Origin of the sequence: Weizmannia acidilactici (assembly GCF_008974185.1) — a bacterium.
GTDB classification, from domain to species: Bacteria; Bacillota; Bacilli; order Bacillales; family Bacillaceae_C; genus Weizmannia; species Weizmannia acidilactici.
Window position 1 is genome coordinate 68,574 of record NZ_BKZP01000002.1, and the last position, 17,335, is coordinate 85,908.

At 46.0% G+C, this 17,335-nt stretch carries 17 protein-coding genes and 1 pseudogene; 5 read left to right on the forward strand and 13 right to left on the reverse strand.

Annotated features, from left to right (window positions below):
* Positions 1-67 precede the first annotated feature (67 nt).
* Positions 68-252: pseudogene (locus BpJC4_RS17020) on the forward strand (hypothetical protein).
* A 97-nt stretch (positions 253-349) separates the two neighbouring features.
* On the opposite strand, the gene BpJC4_RS01360 reads toward BpJC4_RS17020, so the two are convergent.
* Positions 350-442 carry a YjcZ family sporulation protein gene (locus tag BpJC4_RS01360; protein ID WP_151680131.1) on the reverse strand — a complete coding sequence of 31 codons (93 nt, stop codon included), beginning with the start codon at positions 440-442 and terminating at the stop codon, positions 350-352.
* Positions 443-529: 87 nt separating this feature from the next.
* Entirely contained in the window at positions 530-613 is an 84-nt protein-coding gene (locus BpJC4_RS01365) for a YjcZ family sporulation protein (RefSeq protein ID WP_151680194.1), read from the reverse strand.
* Positions 614-948: 335 nt separating this feature from the next.
* Here BpJC4_RS01365 and BpJC4_RS01370 point away from each other — a divergent pair, with 335 nt between their 5' ends.
* Complete coding sequence (locus BpJC4_RS01370) at positions 949-1,836, forward strand: peptidylprolyl isomerase (protein ID WP_151680132.1); 888 nt, start codon at positions 949-951, stop codon at positions 1,834-1,836.
* Positions 1,837-1,888: 52 nt separating this feature from the next.
* Here the strand turns inward: BpJC4_RS01370 and BpJC4_RS01375 are convergent, their stop codons facing one another.
* The 6 genes from BpJC4_RS01375 to BpJC4_RS01400 all read right to left on the reverse strand — a co-directional run bounded on the left by BpJC4_RS01375 (position 1,889) and on the right by BpJC4_RS01400 (position 9,278).
* The gene (locus tag BpJC4_RS01375; RefSeq protein ID WP_151680133.1) at positions 1,889-2,083 is read right to left on the reverse strand and encodes a sporulation YhaL family protein; all 195 of its coding nucleotides are present in this window, start codon (positions 2,081-2,083) and stop codon (positions 1,889-1,891) included.
* Positions 2,084-2,176: 93 nt separating this feature from the next.
* Entirely contained in the window at positions 2,177-3,121 is a 945-nt protein-coding gene (gene yhaM, locus BpJC4_RS01380) for a 3'-5' exoribonuclease YhaM (RefSeq protein ID WP_151697441.1), read from the reverse strand.
* A gap of 77 nt (positions 3,122-3,198) precedes the next feature.
* A complete protein-coding gene (locus BpJC4_RS01385; RefSeq protein WP_151697442.1) occupies positions 3,199-6,168 on the reverse strand; it encodes an ATP-binding protein in 2,970 nt (989 codons plus the stop codon).
* Complete coding sequence (locus BpJC4_RS01390; RefSeq protein ID WP_253718610.1) at positions 6,165-7,412, reverse strand: metallophosphoesterase family protein; 1,248 nt, start codon at positions 7,410-7,412, stop codon at positions 6,165-6,167. The genes BpJC4_RS01385 and BpJC4_RS01390 overlap by 4 nt, the downstream gene beginning before the upstream one ends.
* Positions 7,413-7,513: 101 nt before the next feature.
* Entirely contained in the window at positions 7,514-8,374 is an 861-nt protein-coding gene (locus BpJC4_RS01395; protein WP_151680137.1) for a TIGR03943 family putative permease subunit, read from the reverse strand.
* A 13-nt stretch (positions 8,375-8,387) separates the two neighbouring features.
* Positions 8,388-9,278, reverse strand: coding sequence for a permease (locus tag BpJC4_RS01400; RefSeq protein ID WP_151680138.1), 891 nt, complete (start codon positions 9,276-9,278; stop codon positions 8,388-8,390).
* Positions 9,279-9,537: 259 nt separating this feature from the next.
* On the opposite strand from BpJC4_RS01400, the gene BpJC4_RS01405 reads away from it, so the two are divergent.
* On the forward strand, positions 9,538-10,266 hold the full coding sequence (locus BpJC4_RS01405) for a TerC family protein (protein WP_151680139.1): 729 nt from the start codon (positions 9,538-9,540) through the stop codon (positions 10,264-10,266).
* Between the two features lie 666 nt (positions 10,267-10,932).
* Here the strand turns inward: BpJC4_RS01405 and BpJC4_RS01410 are convergent.
* The 5 genes from BpJC4_RS01410 to BpJC4_RS01430 form a co-directional block, all read right to left on the reverse strand.
* Entirely contained in the window at positions 10,933-11,118 is a 186-nt protein-coding gene (locus BpJC4_RS01410; protein WP_151680140.1) for a YhzD family protein, read from the reverse strand.
* 5 nt (positions 11,119-11,123) lie between these two features.
* The gene (locus BpJC4_RS01415; protein ID WP_151697444.1) at positions 11,124-11,906 is read right to left on the reverse strand and encodes an enoyl-CoA hydratase; all 783 of its coding nucleotides are present in this window, start codon (positions 11,904-11,906) and stop codon (positions 11,124-11,126) included.
* A gap of 159 nt (positions 11,907-12,065) precedes the next feature.
* The gene (locus BpJC4_RS01420; RefSeq protein ID WP_151680142.1) at positions 12,066-12,932 is read right to left on the reverse strand and encodes a Cof-type HAD-IIB family hydrolase; all 867 of its coding nucleotides are present in this window, start codon (positions 12,930-12,932) and stop codon (positions 12,066-12,068) included.
* A 121-nt stretch (positions 12,933-13,053) separates the two neighbouring features.
* Positions 13,054-13,401 carry a YlbF/YmcA family competence regulator gene (locus BpJC4_RS01425; protein ID WP_151697445.1) on the reverse strand — a complete coding sequence of 116 codons (348 nt, stop codon included), beginning with the start codon at positions 13,399-13,401 and terminating at the stop codon, positions 13,054-13,056.
* Between the two features lie 68 nt (positions 13,402-13,469).
* On the reverse strand, positions 13,470-14,603 hold the full coding sequence (locus tag BpJC4_RS01430) for a DUF445 domain-containing protein (protein WP_151697446.1): 1,134 nt from the start codon (positions 14,601-14,603) through the stop codon (positions 13,470-13,472).
* Positions 14,604-14,899: 296 nt separating this feature from the next.
* Here BpJC4_RS01430 and BpJC4_RS01435 point away from each other — a divergent pair, with 296 nt between their 5' ends.
* Together BpJC4_RS01435 and BpJC4_RS01440 are read left to right on the forward strand one after the other, a co-directional pair.
* Positions 14,900-16,234 carry a YheC/YheD family endospore coat-associated protein gene (locus BpJC4_RS01435; RefSeq protein ID WP_253724278.1) on the forward strand — a complete coding sequence of 445 codons (1,335 nt, stop codon included), beginning with the start codon at positions 14,900-14,902 and terminating at the stop codon, positions 16,232-16,234.
* A complete protein-coding gene (locus BpJC4_RS01440) occupies positions 16,224-17,333 on the forward strand; it encodes a YheC/YheD family endospore coat-associated protein (protein ID WP_151697448.1) in 1,110 nt (369 codons plus the stop codon). The genes BpJC4_RS01435 and BpJC4_RS01440 overlap by 11 nt, the downstream gene beginning before the upstream one ends.
* Positions 17,334-17,335 lie beyond the last annotated feature (2 nt).

The following is a 17,335-nucleotide window of genomic DNA, read 5'->3' on the forward strand; positions in this document are numbered from 1 at the left end:
CGTCTATCAATAAAATGAACAACCATTCACTGAACGGTTCTATTTTTTGGAAGGAGGCCCGACCGGCATGTATTTGCTTGTATTTTTTATATGCTACGCTTTCTTTATTTTATACTTTACCAACATTTTGACAAGCAATCTATGCACAAAAAAAGAAATTCCCGAAGAACGGCAGTGGAAGTCTTTCGGACCATCAACATCCTCATTACTATTTTACTCTTTTCTTCCTACCTTGACATCCTATATACATAGAAAAGCGGAGGCGCCTTTATCAGGGGCGCACGGATTTCGCGATGGCAACATCGGAACAAAAGAAAAAGGCCGGCTTAGGCTGCCGGCCCCCATTTTTTTACCATACCCAGGATGCACCAATAATAATCAACAAAATGAACAACACAACCAGTAAGGCAAATCCGCCTCCGTAAACTGCTCCTCCGCTCATTCGATCCACCTCCTCTTGTTTCCTGAGTTATTGTATTCATCAGCATCCGTAATGGTTAGGGCTTACGTCTATTTTTCCGGCTCTATTTTACAGATACGACGCTCCCACCACGATCAACAAAATAAATAGCACAACAATAAGGGCAAATCCCCCGCCATATGCAAAACCCATTTCATATACCTCCTTTTTTCTCTTTCGGCATATCCTATGCTGCATTCATCCAATTTGAGTAAACCAAACGCCCATCTAAAATAACGGCTGTGTTAGCGTACGATGTTGATTGTCGCAAAATCCGCTTCGCTCATGGCACATCCGCGAGTTTACCCCGCAGGTGTCCCTATAAACGAGCGATCTTCAACAAACAGCGCCAAAATAAAAAAAGAATAATAATCGTGTTAAATTTGCATAAGAAACCCAATCATCCATTTCTTTTCTTTTTCAATTTATGATATAGTAGTGATTGTAAGTCTCCCTTGCACGACAAAATGAATAGGAGTTGTTCTTGTATGAAAAAATGGGTTCTATCCCTTACTTTGGCGGCCAGCGTTTTCGGGCTTGCTGCATGCGGCAACAGCGCAGTCGTAAAAACGGATGCCGGAAATGTCACGAAAGATGAATTATATAATGCCATGAAGGATAAATATGGTTCTTCGGTACTTCAGCAGCTTACCATCGAAAAAGTGCTGTCCAAAAAGTATAAAGTCTCCAAAAAAGAAATCGACAACCAAGTAAACCAGGCAAAAGACCAATTGGGCAGTACTTTTGATTCGGCACTTCAGCAGTACGGATATGCAAATGAAAAAGATTTCCGTGAAAGCATTAAAGTCGGCCTCCTCGAGCAAAAAGCTGCAGAAGCTACGATCCACCCGACAGAAAAGCAATTAAAAGATTATTATAAAAATGAAATTAAGCCGGAAATTAAAGCGCGTCATATCCTTGTTTCCAGCAAATCCAAAGCGGAAGACATTAAAAAACAGCTTGATAAGGGTGCGAATTTTGCAACATTGGCGAAAAAATACTCGACCGATACGGCAACTGCCTCGAAAGGCGGAGACCTGGGCTGGTTTGGCGCAGGCGAAATGGACAGCGATTTTGAAAAGGCCGCTTATCAGTTGAAGGTCAATGAGATCAGCGACCCTGTCAAAACTTCTTACGGCTACCATATTATCCAAGTGACAGGGAAAAAAGAGAAAAAGCCGTATAATGAAATGAAAAAAGAAGTACTGCAAAAATATAAAGAATCAAAAGTCACATCGGCAAAAATCCAATCTGCTTTGAAAAAGGAATTAAAAGCTGCTGACATTAAAGTCAAAGATGATGATTTGAAAAATACTTTTGATTCCCTGCTTGGAACGACGACAAGCTCATCTTCTTCCACATCTTCCAGCAATTAAATATGCCAAAAAAGCCGCCCCACCGAAAAATGGGCGGCTTTTTTGGCGGCGCCTATGCTTCATGGGCTTTTTCCGGATCCCCATGCCGCATTTCTTTTTCTTTTTTCATCCGTTCGATAAAGACTTCCCCTTCTTTTTCAATCCATGCCTGTTCCTGTTCCCGCTCATCCCTTGCACTTTTCACGGCCATAAATGCACATATGACGATACCTGCCACGACAAAATAAATCCAGATCGGAAAATCCATGTTCCCACTTCCTTTCGGTTTGTCCCTGCTATAATCTATGGCCTGTTCAACTAAAAAATGCCTTTCTATTTGAAAGGCATCCAAAAAGAAATACTATTTATGGAATGCCGGCTTGTAAAAAGACCGGTTATCGAGCGCAAAAATGCGGTCGGAGAACTCGCCGGGCTTTACATTCCGGAGGGCGCGGTCGAGCATGTTCATTTTTGCATCAATATTGTCGATATAATGAAGGATTTCCGCTTCTTTTATCATTGGCGGTTTTGCGCTGCCCCACTCCAATTTCCCGTGGTGGCTCAGTACCATATGTTCGAGCACCATGACTTCTTCCCCATGGATACCGAGCTCTTCAGCCGCTTTCGCAATTTCGTTTACCATGATGGAAATATGCCCGAGCAGGTTGCCTTCGACAGTGTAAGACGTTGAGATCGGTCCGGACAGCTCCTGCACCTTCCCCAAATCATGCAAAATGACGCCGGCATACAGCAAATCACGATCCAAAGACGGATACAGATCGGCAATGGCTTTCGCCAAATCAAGCATCGAGACAACATGATAGGCAAGCCCTGACACAAATTCATGATGATTTTTCGTTGCCGCAGGATAGACGAGAAACTGCTTTTGGTATTTTTTCAGCAGATGCCTCGTCAACCTTTGGATATTCGGATTTTTCATTTCAAAAATATACTGTGTGATCTTCCCCATCATTTCGTCCTGCCGCATCGGAGCCGTTTCAATAAAATCGGAGATCCGGACCCCATAGTCTGGGGAAGCCGGATGGATTTTCCGGATTTTCAATTGCATCCGGCCGCGGTAATTTAAAATATCCCCGGCCACTTTTACGATCGTTTCGGGTTTATACGTTTGCTCATCCTGCTCCGAAGCATCCCAAAGTTTGGCTTCGATATCCCCTGTTCGGTCCTGAAGGATGAGTGTTAAAAAAGGCTTGCCGTTGCTGGCGATGCCTTTTGCCACATGTTTTATAAGAAGAAAAGCATCGAACTGCTCGCCCACCTCATAGTAGAGAAGCCCTTTTGACATAAAACAATCCTCCGATCTAACCCCTAAAAATCATTTTCTTATAGTTGAGTATACCATAATCCAGCCGGATCGTGCCTTTATTCCAAACTGTAATGCTTTCCGACGGAAGGGCTGCTTTCCAGCTTTTTCACCTGCCCGTTTTCAAAAAAATGAAGCATATGCTTTTGGCATGTAAAGAGGAGAACCTGCCTTGTTTCGCTTAATTTTTTCAACAGCCTTGCCATTTTTTCGGTCCGGTTGTAATCAAAGTTGACGAACCCGTCATCAATCACAATCGGGGACGGGAATTCCTGCCCAAGTGCTTCCGCAAGGGAAAAACGTAAAGCAATATAAAGCTGTTCCGCCGTTGCCTGGCTCAGTTCGTTTGCGGAAAAAAGCATGCCGTCGCGCCGTTTGACATAAAATTGGCCATCTTCCATTAAATGGAGGGAACGATATGCGCCGTCCGTCAAATAATTCATATAAGATTCCGCTTTTTTGAGTACCTGCGGGAAACGGGTTTCACGCAGCCTTTCCATCATTTTTGCAAGCAGGCTTTTTGCCACGGAAAGCCTGGCCCATTCTTCCGCTTCTTCCCGGAAATCCGACAGAGCACTATAATATTGGTGGAGCTTCTCTGTGAATGTGCCACCTTCTTCAAGCCTTTTAATTTCAAAACCAATTTCAGCCGATTCTTTGCTTATTCCGTCCAACGCCTTCTCCATTTCGGAGATTTTTTCCTCAAGGTGAAAATGTTTCTGCTTTAAAGTGGCCTCGTCTTTTACGGCATCCAGCATTTCCAGGTCTTCCGCTTTTAACTGCAGATCCATTAATGCCAATTTGCTGCGGAGGCTTTCGTATGTTTCGTGGAGGAGGCTCGCATTCCGGAACGCTTCTTCATCTGCAGCATCCGCAAGGGAAAATAATTTTTTCATTTCTTTATCAATGGATGCAGTTTCCATTTCAAAAAGTTGTTCCTGTTCTTCCATTTCGGTTAACTTTTTTTTCCATTCCTGGTAGAGGATTTTGTTCTCCTGATGTTCAGACAATGCTTTTTTCAGCTCCAAAATCCCTTCCTGGGTCAGCGGCCAGCCGGCTTGTAGCAGTGACCAGAGCTTTTCCATCCACCTGGCAAATCCAGACTGGAGGCTTTTCAGGCGCTCCAATTTTTCCTCTACGCGCGCCCGCTGCACCACTTTTTGGCTTAAATCCGAAAGCAAACCAAAAGCGTCCATCAGCTGGCCCGGCTGGAAGCGGTCATTCAGTTTAAGTGTTTGCTTAAATGCGTCTATCTCTTCCAGCAGGCGCCTGTTTTCCGTTTCCATATGGTTGAGGCGGTTCCGAATATGCCGGGCTCGCTGTTCGTCTTTTTCCAGCTGAAGGATCAGCTGTTTCCAATTTTCCCGCAGCTGTTTTTGCTGTTCATACTCGATCAGAGAAGCGCCATCTTCTTTCCAGTTTTGCAGTACCTTCTCTTTCTCCTCTATTTCGCGCTCCATTTCAAGGATTTCTTTTTTAAACGGATTTCGGTTTCTGCTGCCTGCAGCATAAAAGCCGGAAAATATGAGCGCCAATATGGAGACGGCTAAAAAGGCGTATTGCCCGCTAACCAGGCTCCACACTCCCGCAAAGAGGAACAATACCGCCATGATAAAGACCAGAAACGGGGGCTTCCCGGTAGCACCGGCCAGTTGTTTCAGCCTCCGGAGCTGCATCCTGTCGCGTTCCAAATCAGCTTCCAAACCCGCTTTTTTTCCTTGCTGCTGCCGTTTTTCCGCTAAAGCCCGGAAAGCTTCTTCAGAAACAAGATCTTTTTCAAGCCGAGCGCATTGCTGCTCAACGGATTTTATGCTTTCCTCCAATTCATTGAGCTGGGACAGGTAAGCCTGGCGCGAGGTGCTGCCGGTTTCATATGCCTGGACAAGGGAGCGCAGTTTTTCTTTTGCTGCCATACTTAAATCAAGCTCCGGCGTTTCCGCTGCTTCCTCTTCCGTGAGATTCAGCATAGCCGCCAAGTGCGTGATTTGGCCGTCCAAGGATTCGCGTTCATACTCCAGCCGCTCCGTTTCCCCCTGCCATTGCCGGAATTGCGGCCAGTCATCAAGCAACTGCTGGATTTGCACGCCATACTCGTCGAACAGCGGATTCGGCCTAATCCCTTCTAATTTTTGGATAAGTTCCTTTTTTTGCTGCTGCACTGCGGATAACCGGCCGGCTGAAGCGCGGCGTTCATGCATCAGCTGATCGAGCCGGCGGATCCCGTCTGCCGGAAAACGGACGGGGCCCATTTCCGCAAGCTTCCGGGCAGTTTGTTTCCTTTCGACATAATGCGGCCACATTTTTAAGAGGTGCTCATTTTGCTGCAGCGATCTTCGCAGCTCTTCCAGCTCCGTTTCAATTTTTTTTCGTTTTTCCTGTAAATCCATTTGCCGCACCTTTAATTCCCCGTATCGGCCATTTTGCGCTTTTAAGCCGTTCAATTCTTTTTCGCGCGCGCGCAGATCATGCAGCATCGCATTTAAAACCGGTTTCCGCCCGTTCGGCTTAAAAAGCGCATCCATCTCTTTCTGCAGCTCCTGTTCCGCGGAAAGGAGCGCGTCTGTCCCGACCGTTCCCGCCGCAAATAAATAGCGGCTAATATCATCGCCTTTTAATTTCCGGATTTCCTGCAGGCCAAGCAGATTAAAAGAATAGATCGACTGAAACATCGGCTTGTTCAGGCCGTTTAAGACGTCGGCAAGCGCCTCCTCGCCGCCCGCTTTCCCGTTTGCAAATGTGACGGTCACTTCCCCCGCCGCTTTGCCCCTTACCCGTTCAACCGTGACAATGCCGCCTTTTTCCGTTTCCAACACAAGCTGCCCGCCATATGCCACAGACGTTTTCGGTTCATAACGGTGTCCGGCCTGCTGCCTTGAAGGGAAACCGAACAAAACGGCCTGGATAAACGCCATGAGCGTCGATTTTCCCGCTTCGTTTTCTCCGTAGATGACCTGGAGCGCGCCGAGATCTGTTAAATGGAAATCAACAAGCTTTCCGAAGCCGTATATATGGATTTCCAAAATTTTCATTGCTTCGCCCCACCCCTTACTTTATTCAAAACAACGGATTCCGCTTCTGCCAAAAGCATGCGTTTTTCCTCTTCGGTGAAAGGGTCAAGGTAACGTCCTGCATATACGTGGCTGAACAAGGGGGATACCGCTTCCTCAACCGTTCCCCCTTCTTCCTGCAAAACTTCAATGGTTTTTTGCATTTCCTGCCGGATAAATTCGTATTCCTTCATCTTGGGCGCCGATAATAAATCGGGCAGCTCCAAATGGTGGACCCAGACAAAGTTTTGCTCGCTTTCTTCGCCTTCCTGCAGCACTTCCATCAGTTCACCGTTTTTCGTTTTTTCGAGCGTTTCTCCATTTAAATTTTCCACATCTTGAAGCTCCAATTGCAGAAATGTACCTTGCGCATCTTTCCTTGCCTCTTCCATTGTGCGCCTGCATGCCGCATAAAGGGCGTTAAAATCCTCCACCCCTTTTGCGGAAACGGTGCGTTTTTCCCATAAAATATCGGCCGTTTCAAGAAACGATACAGTTGTGCTGAACTCATCCATTTCGACAATAGCACAGCCTTTCGGGCCTGTTTCTTTCCGGTTTCTTCCCTGGATATTCCCCGGGTAAACGACAAAAGGATGTTCATGGAGGATCAAACGCTGATGAATATGGCCGAGCGCCCAATAATCCATGCCTTTTTCCAGCAAATCGCGCAGTGCAAAAGGGGCGTAAGGCTGGTGCAAGCTGTTCCCGCCTTCAAGATAGCCGTGCAACATGCCGATATGGAAATCGGCTTCCCCAATTTTCCGGTATTCATCCACTTTTTTTTCAAATACATGTCGTTTCGGGTAACTAAAGCCGTACAAATGGACTATCGCCCCATTTTCCGCGGTGAAACTTTTCGTTTCCACATTCGCGGAAAAAAAACGGACATTCGCCGGCATGTCCAGTTTTGTCCAGGTGCCGCTTAAATGGTCATGATTTCCGTGAAGCACAAATACTGTGATATTTGCTTCCTGAAGCCGCTCAAACTGCTTTCTCAGCCTGATCTGGGCTTTCAGGCTGCGGTCTTCCCCATCATATAAATCGCCGCAAATCAGCAAAAAATCCACCTTTTTTGCAAGCGCCAAATCACATAGTGTTTCAAATGCCCGGAATGTGCTGTTCTTCACCCGTTCAAACAACGCCTGCGGAAGCTGCCTGAGTCCGGCAAACGGGCTGTCCAGATGCAGGTCGGCTGCATGGATAAATCGAATGCACTTCAACACCATCACGCTCTTTCGAATGTATGTTCTGTTTTCATTATAAAAGGTTTGCCGCCGCAATACAATATATAGATGTCCGAAAAATTGCATTGCGCCGCTAAACCTGGTTAATTATACTGCCGGTAAACATATGGATCTTTCGGCTCATTGATTTTTTTATAACTTGTAACTTTTAAATACGGGATATTTTCCTTAAATGGCGTGTAGTAAGTTGTATCCAGCTGTCCTTCTACCTCGATCCACGTATTTTCCTTCAATCCTTTCATATCATCCGGAAAATCAACGAGCATCCCGTACACGCCGGCATCTGCAATGCAGTGGATGATGCCGAAACGAAGCACAAACAGCTGATTCGGTTTGATATCTTTCGTCCGGTACACAAAGCCTTCGATGGTCACTTTTTTGCCGATAAAGCTGCCCGGATAATTGTAAATCGTTTCGAGTCCGTGAAAATAATGGTTATCGTCAAGGACAATATGGCTGAGTTTGCTGTACTTTTTCAAGTCTGAGCTTTCCATTTCCGCATATTGGTTCTGGTCATAGTAAAGGCTTGAGTTTGGGCGGAGGATCTGATGGTTTGCGTACTGGTCCTTGTCATTATCGATCATCGAAAAATGGAATCCTTTTGCTTTGACTACCGTTGAATTTAAAGTGGCAACCGGAAGAAAAATGCCCGTCACAATCGGAATCAGGATCATCCCGTACGTAAACACTTTTTTGTACCATGTATTTTCATCCTGTTCATGCAAGTGGCCGTGATGATGGTGATGGACATGGCTGTTTTCCTGCCCCTTGTTTCCCGCTTTGACCCATTTTACGAGCTGGTACAGGCTTAAAAAACCCATTGCAAAAATCATCGAAAAAGACAAGTAAGAATATTTCATATTGATATATTTGCTGATATCGCCCGTTGCATGCAATTTCATAAAAAAATAGGCGAAACCGAATAACACAATAAACCGCAGCATTGCCAACACCTTCTTACAAGATTAGTGTGCCTGTGAATACAAACAAAATAATCAGTCCGATCATTGAAAAAACAAATTTTTTCTTGAACGAATGCAGCATCATGAGCAAATTTTTGATATCGACCATTGCGCCGAATACTAAAAAAGCAAGAATGGCCGGAGTTCCGAACATGCCGTTGAAAGAAGAGGCGATAAACGCATCCGCTTCTGAGCAGATCGACATAATAAAAGCAAGTAGCATCATAATTAAAATGGCGGTCGCTTTTGTGTGGCCAAGCTGGAGAAGCGTGCTCGTCCGGAAAAACGTCTGCATCGCCGATGAGATCAACCCGCCAAACACAAGAAATTTGCCGACGGAGAAAAATTCATCAATGGCATGGTCAATGACGCCCGTGATTTTTTCGCGGAAGCGGAGGGGCTGTTCCTCATGATGATGCCCGTGGTGATGCAATTTTTGGTCGACAAATTCCCGCAGCTGATTCTCGTTAAATAAGTAGGAGATGGCGATTGCTGTTAAGACAGCGGTAAAAATCGCCAGACCGCACCGGAGCAGCGCCATTTTCCAGCTGTCCCCGAATGCGACAAACGTTGAAAAAATGACTACAGGGTTAATAATCGGCCCCGTCAGCATAAAAGCAATCGCTGCATAAAGCGGAACATTTTTTCTGACAAGCCTTTCGGTAATCGGGACAATTCCGCATTCACAGGCGGGAAAGAGCGCGCCAATCCCCGTTCCGAAAGCAATAGACAAAAAACGGTTGGCAGGCATAACCTTTGCGATCATTTCCTCGGTGACAAACATCTGGATGATGGCTGAAATCAACACACCCAGTACAATAAAAGGCAGCGCCTCAATGATAATACTGATAAAAATGGTATTCATTTGTAATAAGGATTGGCCCATAACAGTATATCGCACTCCTTCTCATCAATCACTTTCAAAAAACTCTCCCAACTAGAATACTATAAGTGCCGGCCGGCGTAAATGGATTCGAATACACCACCCTGCCCGCAAAAGCTGCCAATAGGTATTAGAACGGCAAAAAATTCCATTTTAATGAAATGGTATGATTCTATTACTTTTTGTCCGGGAATATGTTATGATAGATACATAGGTCAAATGAACTTGTATTGCGAACGCAAATTGAAGGGAATGAATTGGATTGCCTGTTTCCATTTTTGCACTCGGTTTGGCCGTTTCTGCGGGCGCGTTCATTGCATTACTGAAAATTATTATGATCGACATCGTTTTATCCGGCGATAATGCCGTTGTGATCGCGATGGCCACAAGGAAATTGCCGCATGAACAGCAAAATAAAGCGATCTTCTGGGGAACTGCCGGTGCCGTCATCTTAAGAATTTTGCTGGCAATGGTCATTGTGGCTTTGCTGAAAATTCCATATGTAAATATCATTGGCGGGCTGCTGCTTCTGTGGATCGCTTACAAAGTGCTTGCGGGCGGGGATGAAGATGTCCATGTCAAGCCTACAAACGGATTGCTTAAAGCGATCAGCACAATTATTGTAGCGGATGCGGTCATGAGCCTTGATAACGTTGTTGCGCTGGCCGGCGCTTCAAACGGCCATATCGGCATGATCGCGCTCGGCGTTGCCATCAGCATCCCGGTGATGATTTTCGGGTCGAAAATGATTGTGAAGGCTATGAACCGTTACGGCTGGATTGCTTACGCCGGTTCGGGCATCCTCGCTTGGACGGCTGCGGAAATGCTGCTGAAAGATAAGCAGCTGCTGAATTGGCTCAACATCTCCCACGGACCGGTAACTTACACGATCGGGGGCGCACTAACGGCTTTGATTTTAGTTTTTGGCTGGCTTTCCAACAGACGGACGGAAACGAAACAAGAAGTGCAGCAGCATGCGCATATCAACTGACGCAGGTAAGAAAGGGGTTGTCCCAAAAGCCTATTCACGTGCTTTTGGGGCGGCCCCTTTTAAGCAATATGGCAGCAAAGCGTTTTTGAAAGGTTTTTAAAGGACCGGTTCTGGGATAAAATGTTGCTAAAACGGGCTTTAGATGGCTCCTAAAATCCAGGATCAGCAGCATACTCGGGATCGTTCAAAAGGAATTGATACTTACATCAATACAGTCTCCGGATATTTTACGGATGGTGAGCTAGCGAAATCCTTTTTGGAAGAAGTTCGGAATCGCCATCAAAGATATATCAGGGTTCAGCTACAAATGATACTGAGACAAATTAAAAAGACAAAAAACAAGAAATTATCGACGTAGCTTTAAATGAGTGTGTCAATTTGAAGCAAAATAACAAGGAAATAAATTTCCTTCGTCAAAATAGTATTTTTAAAAATAAACCTCTTTTTTCATCCAGAAAGAACTTCGCCCCTGTTCTTGTCCAATATAATCCTTTGTTCTTTAACTATACTCCATTTTAAGGCCAAAATTATCTCAATTTTTCTTTCAAATGATTTCAGCGGAAAATCCAAGAGAAAAAGCCCCATCAAGGAGCTTCTGGAATCTAAAAATAATCTTCTCTCCGGATTCTGACTCTATAGACTTCAAAAGGATGGAGGGTAAAACATTTATCGGTGGAACAAAATTAATTTTCCTTTCGGGGAGGTGCACCGGTGCGTTTTATCCCAAGCGCCTTTTTCTTTTAAAAGTGTTTCCCCTTTCTCCTTTGCTTCACGGTCGTCTGTTGCTTCGAATCCTTCATCCAAAATTTTTTCCCCCGTTGGTTCAAAGGCAGTTAGCTTATATACGCCCATCGCTTTCACTCCCCTGTGAATTGAGGTGTTCTTTTTTCAACGAAAGCCCGGATGCCTTCCAGATGATCTTTCGTCTGACGCATTTTCCATTGTCCGTGTTTTTCCAGTTCCAAAGACTTGTTAAAATCCGGACGGTTCAGTTCAGTATAAATTTTTTTCGTTTTGATCATCGCAAGGATCGGTTTCTTTTTCCATTCCGCTATCTTCCGCTCAACCGCAAGCTCCAGCTGTGGCACTGCTTCATCGATGATCCCGAGCTCGGCTGCTTCCTCCGCCGCCATCACTTTTCCTTCCCAAATCAATTTTTTGGCCTTATTCTGGCCGATCCGGCGCTGCAGCAGGTAGTGGCCGCCGCCGTCCGGCACAAGGCCGATCCCAATGAAATTCATGGCAATTTTACTGTCCATATCACTCATAATGTAATCGCACGCAAGCGCAAGGCTTAATCCTAATCCTGCTGCTGGCCCGTTAATGGCTGCAATGGTGAGTTTCGGCATGCCCGTCAGTATGGAAACGGCTTCATTAATTTGGTCCATAAAAGACGCAAAGCCTTTTTCTTCCTCCATCGCTAACATTTCTTTGATATCCCCGCCGGCTGAAAATGCCCGGCCATTTCCTGAAACGACTAGAATTTTGATGTCATCATTCATAGTAATCGCTTTCAATAAGTCCGCTAATTCACTGATCATCTCCGTGTTCAATGCATTTAAAGAATCCGGACGATTGAAATGCAGATAGGCTGTATCGTCTTTTATCTCCAGCTGTATCGTTTCATACGTTGAAATCACCGAAATCCCACTCCCTTTGATTTTTTCTTCCCTATTACTAGAATAGCGGAATATTCGGCATTTTCCAATACAATTGTATTGTTTTTTTGAAATTTAAATTTTTGAATTTTTATAACAAAAAGGCTGTTTTCATGCAAAACAGCCTTCCATTTTTATTCGCTATTTCAGCAGTTTCAGTTTTTTTAAAAATTCGATCGGCTGCTGTTTTCGGAAATGTTCTTTGACCATATAGGAAACGCCGTTTTCATTATTGGAGCGCGTCACCCAGTCAGAAGCGTTCTTGACAGTGGCCGGTGCATTGCCCATGGCGACACCGAGCCCCGCCCACTCGATCAGCGGCAGATCATCAAGGCCTGACCCGATGACAACGACCTCTTCACGGCGGATGTTCATGCGGTCACACACGTATAAAAGGCCGCGGAGCTTGGAAATGCCTGCCGGTACGATATCCAGCTTCCCGTTTTCGCAAACAATGCAGTCCACTTCATCAAACATATTGGAAATAGCTTTTTTCGCATCTTGAATATCCTGTTCATTGAAAAATGTCACTTCTATTTTTGGCGGGGACAGCGGCGCCTGATCCAATTTCTCGCTCAAAGAATCGACATATTGTTCGGCGTAGGAAAACGGATTGGATGTTTGGTAAATCACCCTTCCAATCAATCTATTCGGCTGCCTCACTTTATTGGACAGCGTAAATCTCTCGGAAACGAGCCGGACCTGCGCCTGAAAGCCTTCCAAAAACCGCACGAGGTCATGGGTTACCTCTTCGCTGATCCTCCTGACAAAAATTGGTTTATCCAGTTCGCTTGCAATATAAGCTCCCTGATGCGTGATCAGCGAAGAATTCAGCTTCAACATTTTCGCAATGCGATGGGCCGATGCGAAGTTTTTTGAAGTGATCAGCGTAACCGCGATACCTTTTCCGCCCGCATACTCAATAGCCTCTTTTGTCGCTCTGCTGATGCGGCCGTTGTCCTGCAGCAATGTCCCCTCAATATTCAAGGCCAACATTTTATAGATCATGGATGCTCCCCCTCTTCAAGATGCTCTCAAGCGCTTGAGAAAATCTTTCAAACAGCCTGCTTCTTTTATAGATGTATGAGAGAAGGGGGAAAAATAGAACTTCCGCTTGTTCCGCCTGCCCTTATTTCCCGGCATACAATTCTTCGATCGGCTTTACCAAAATTTTATTGATTTCATTCAAAACGGCGCTCAGCCGCTGTTCGGCGTTGATCAGCTGCACAATCGCCGGATTTGCCTGGGCGGCAGCCATGGATGCCTGCGCCTGTTTTGCCTCCTCTTCTGTGATCGGCAGGCCCTGCACCTGTTTCTCCTGAAGCTTGAGCTGAAGATGGCGGAAATGGTCAAATAGCGCCTTTGCCCCGCTATTTGCCTGGACGTTTTCATACGCCTGCTTCAGTGTGGCAAACTCGCCGCTGTTTCTGATCCCTTTTTCGAGCATATAAGCATATTCATATAAATTCGCTGGCACTCAAAAACCCCCTGTCAATCATGCTTTCCATACACAGTATGGTTTTGCCGTCGTTTTGCTACAAATGATTACACAATCAGCGCAATGATGCCCTGGATGATGCCGATGAGGCCGCCCAATAATACCCCTAAGTACGTAATCATTGTAAATTCGCGCGAGGTAATGCCGAGAATGAGCATTTCAAGCCGCTCAAGCGGAAAGGACTCCACTTCCTGTCGTACAAGTTCTGCCACCTGCAGTTTCCGGATAATCTGATAGACCTTTCCGCTTAAAAAGAGCAGCCCTTTTTCCGTTAATTTCGGGATCCATTCATCCAAAATTTTTTCCTGATAACGGGATACAAACGCCTGTACCGGTATGCCCAATAAACGCCCAACAGGGACAAGCGAAAAAAGTTTTTCATCCAGCCAACCTATGATTTCTTCATCGGGGAGATCCGGCAAGAGTTCCCCAATCGGCTTTTCTTTGATACCGGACCATTCTTTTTCAAGCATTTCCACAATTGTCGCTTTCGTGCCGGGTTCCCGCAGCGCCTTGACGATTTCCGGCTGGATTTTATCCGCGATGGAAAGATTGCCGATGAACCTTTTTACCATGGCGCCGATCATGCCGCGGTCATCTAGAAAATGGCCGATCATCCCTTCTATTTTTCCGTGTCCTTGGGAGCTGGAAATGTAATCGCAAATCCGGCCAATGATCAAATCGGCCAGATCCGGGATTTTTTTCCCGGCTTTTTCGACCACCGCTTCCGGCAAAAGCTCCCAGAGGTTTTGTGAAAAAAGCGATTTTTTCTCCTGGCCGTACCGGATTCGGATATTTTTTGTTATCCAGCTTTTCACTTTTTCTTCCTGCAGATCAATGTTAAAAAAAGCGGCCATTTGCGGAATTGTCCATTTTGAATCCAGCCATTGCAAAAAAGCATCCTTCAGCCATTGCTTCGTCTCGTTTTGAAACGGCGCCGACAGCAGCTTTTTTTCAATACTTTCCGGCGTGACCAAATGGCGGACGACCATTTCCCCGAGCTGCCTCGCAATTTCGTCCCTGCGTTTCGGAATTAAACCGGGCGTAAACGGAAGCTTCCATTTTTTAATATAAACCGCCTGAAACGGCCGAAATAGCATCTTGATGGCCAAATAATTCGTAAATCCGCCGATCACCGCCCCCACGACCGCCATAAAAAGGATTTCCAATAATGCATGCATGTGCAACCATCCTATTCTGTTGAATTCGTTTCATAAAAGGCTCAGTGATTCGCCTTAAAGCGGTACGGGCTTTTTCCATCCTTCGCCAATTTTGCAATCACTAATTATCTCGGAAGAACCCGGCCCAATGAAAAAATACCCTTTTTCCGGCAGGGTATTCAAAAATGCGTTTTTTCTTCGAACCCTTTTCCAGTACTAATCATAAGATATCAGCAAAAGCCCAAAGAAGTCAAAAATGTTCCGGATCCTTGCGGAGAATGGCAGACGCTTCTTTGCGGAACAGGGAGGGGACCGCGGTGGAATGCACCATTGAAATCCGGCCGCATGATCGTGAACGTGGATCGGCAGAAATGCCGGAAAAGCTTTTGGCATCCCTCCGCATTCCTAATGGTGGGCATTTCGCACTCCGGTTCGGCGGGAAAACGGTGGACGTTAAAGTAAAAGCAGCAGCTGGGGAAGACGCCATCCTCCTTCTTTCCCGGGAGTACTTTGGAAGCCTTATGCTCCCGGATCCGCCCACCCGGATGAAAGCCATTTTTCACGAAGGCATGCTGCATCTCGGCCCGGTCATTGCCGTCCTTACAGAAACGGGCAAAAATGGTCCTTCCGAAAACATCCAAGCGTTTTCCGAAGAACTGCACAGGTTTGTCGAAAAAGAAGGCGGCTGCCTTTATGTTGCGGGCTTGAATGCAAGTCCCGGCACAGGATACCGGTTTACGGGCACATCATGGTTAAAGGGCAATGTTCCCGCCCCTGACATCGTTTATAATCGTCTCCATGCCAGGCAGACAGAGAAAAGCCGGCTGTTCCAACAAAAAACGGCAGATTGGAAAGAAAAGGGAATTGATGTTTTTAACTCAAATTATTTAACAAAATGGGAAGTTTACGAATGCTTGAAAGCAAACCCTTTATTACAAGCTTTTTTGCCCGCAACGTTCCGGTATGAAGCAAGCCTGCTTTCCGAAAAGCTCGATGAATTCGGGGAACTGTACGTAAAACCGGAAAATGGGAGCCAGGGGCGCGGCATCATCCGGCTCGCCAAAATGAAAAGCGGTTTTCTCCTCGAGCATAATCTCAAAGAAGATGGCGTGCCGATCATTTTGCAAAACATGGATGAGGCCGCCATGAAAGCGGAAGCGCTGATCGGGCGGCGCCCTTATATGATCCAGCAGGGCATTCCGCTTGTCAGCCCTGGCGGTAGGAAAACCGACTTCCGGTTTCTTGCTTTTAAAAGCGGCGCTGCTGATTGGCACATTATCTCCGCGGTTGCAAGAATAGCTGCAGAAAGCGCAATGGTATCAAACCTCTCGCAGGGCGGACTTGCGGTAAAACCATTGCCGCTTTTGCTTAGCAATTTCGGTAATAAAAAAGGGACGTTCGTATGGGGATTGATGCATGAATTGGCGGCAGCAGCCGCAAAAACAATCGACGCCAATGCAGACGGGCATTTCGCGGAACTTGGCATTGACATCGGGGCTGATAGGAACGGCAAACCATGGATCATTGAAGCAAATATCAAGCCTTCGAAATCCGCATTCGGACCGGCCCGCGGAATCCGCCCTTCTGTAAAAGCACTATACCATTATTGTTTATTTTTGTGGACAGAAAGGAGAACGTCACATGCCGGATAAACTTGGCATTCTCACACTAGATCCTGCGGGCCAGCAGGATTATTTTGAACAAATCGCGCAGTATTCGCAAAAATATGATGTAGAGCTTTATTTATTTTCTCCGCTTGAAGTCATCCCCGGAACGCAGATGGCAAAGGGCCTGAAATTTAATGCACCAGACGGCGAATGGAAGGAAGGCGCATTCCCGATTCCCGACTGCCTTTATGACCGGTGTTTTTACGGCGAAGACCAGTTTTCGAAAGATGCCAAAAAAATCGTGTCATGGCTGAAAGAACGGATGGACATTACGTTTTTAGGTTACGGGCTTCCAAATAAAGGAATCCTTTATGACCGGTTGAAATTTGATTCCAGAATTTCCCCGTATTTGCCGGAAACCGTGAAAGCAACCGGTTCCGATGATGTGTTGCGTGAGCTGAACAAATACCTTTCCGTCATTTTAAAACCGGCGAACGGCGCGCACGGGTATGCCGTTTATTCCCTCGAAAAAAGGAATGACGCCATTACCGTTAAAACGACGAAAAACGGGAACCTTGTTTCAAAAGATTTTATCAGTCTTGACACCTTCGAAAGCTGGCTTTTAACGCTCCTTTCCAAACACAACTTTTTGATTCAGGCTAAGCTTGGAAATACCGACCGGAAAAACCGGCCGTTTGACCTCCGCGTTTTTTTGCAGAAAGATAGAAATGGGCACTGGCGTGAAGTGGCAAGGGGCATCCGGACCGGGGTTGAAAACGGCATTTTGACGAACATGAGCGCGGGTGCCGTGGTTTCAACATTTGAAACATGGCAGCGGCAGACACCATATTTCAACCATGCCTATATCGAACAGGGAATTGCCGACTTAATGAAACAGTTGCCGCTTGCGCTTGAAGAAGCTTTCCACCCGCTGTTCGAACTTGGCGTTGATATCATCATTGCGCATGACCAGTCGATCTGGATACTGGATATCAATTCAAAACCGGGAAGAAAAATGATCGGCCTCCTTTACCCGGAAAAACTCGGGCAAATGTATGAAGCGCCACTTGCATACTGCCGCTTTTTACAGGAAACAGCCATTGGCAAAGAAGGCAGCAGCCAAACTGCGCCAGCCGGGAAATAATG

Coding starts and splice junctions, on each gene's coding strand:
- BpJC4_RS01410 (WP_151680140.1), bottom strand. CDS start 11,118: ATGGGCGTATATAAGCTAACTGCCTTTGAACCAACGGGGGAAAAAATT.
- BpJC4_RS01375 (WP_151680133.1), bottom strand. CDS start 2,083: ATGGATTTTCCGATCTGGATTTATTTTGTCGTGGCAGGTATCGTCATA.
- yhaM (WP_151697441.1), bottom strand. CDS start 3,121: ATGTCAAAAGGGCTTCTCTACTATGAGGTGGGCGAGCAGTTCGATGCT.
- BpJC4_RS01370 (WP_151680132.1), top strand. CDS start 949: ATGAAAAAATGGGTTCTATCCCTTACTTTGGCGGCCAGCGTTTTCGGG.
- BpJC4_RS01440 (WP_151697448.1), top strand. CDS start 16,224: ATGCCGGATAAACTTGGCATTCTCACACTAGATCCTGCGGGCCAGCAG.
- BpJC4_RS01395 (WP_151680137.1), bottom strand. CDS start 8,374: ATGCTGCGGTTTATTGTGTTATTCGGTTTCGCCTATTTTTTTATGAAA.
- BpJC4_RS01390 (WP_253718610.1), bottom strand. CDS start 7,412: ATGGTGTTGAAGTGCATTCGATTTATCCATGCAGCCGACCTGCATCTG.
- BpJC4_RS01360 (WP_151680131.1), bottom strand. CDS start 442: ATGAGCGGAGGAGCAGTTTACGGAGGCGGATTTGCCTTACTGGTTGTG.
- BpJC4_RS01420 (WP_151680142.1), bottom strand. CDS start 12,932: ATGATCTATAAAATGTTGGCCTTGAATATTGAGGGGACATTGCTGCAG.
- BpJC4_RS01385 (WP_151697442.1), bottom strand. CDS start 6,168: ATGAAAATTTTGGAAATCCATATATACGGCTTCGGAAAGCTTGTTGAT.
- BpJC4_RS01430 (WP_151697446.1), bottom strand. CDS start 14,603: ATGCATGCATTATTGGAAATCCTTTTTATGGCGGTCGTGGGGGCGGTG.
- BpJC4_RS01400 (WP_151680138.1), bottom strand. CDS start 9,278: ATGGGCCAATCCTTATTACAAATGAATACCATTTTTATCAGTATTATC.
- BpJC4_RS01365 (WP_151680194.1), bottom strand. CDS start 613: ATGGGTTTTGCATATGGCGGGGGATTTGCCCTTATTGTTGTGCTATTT.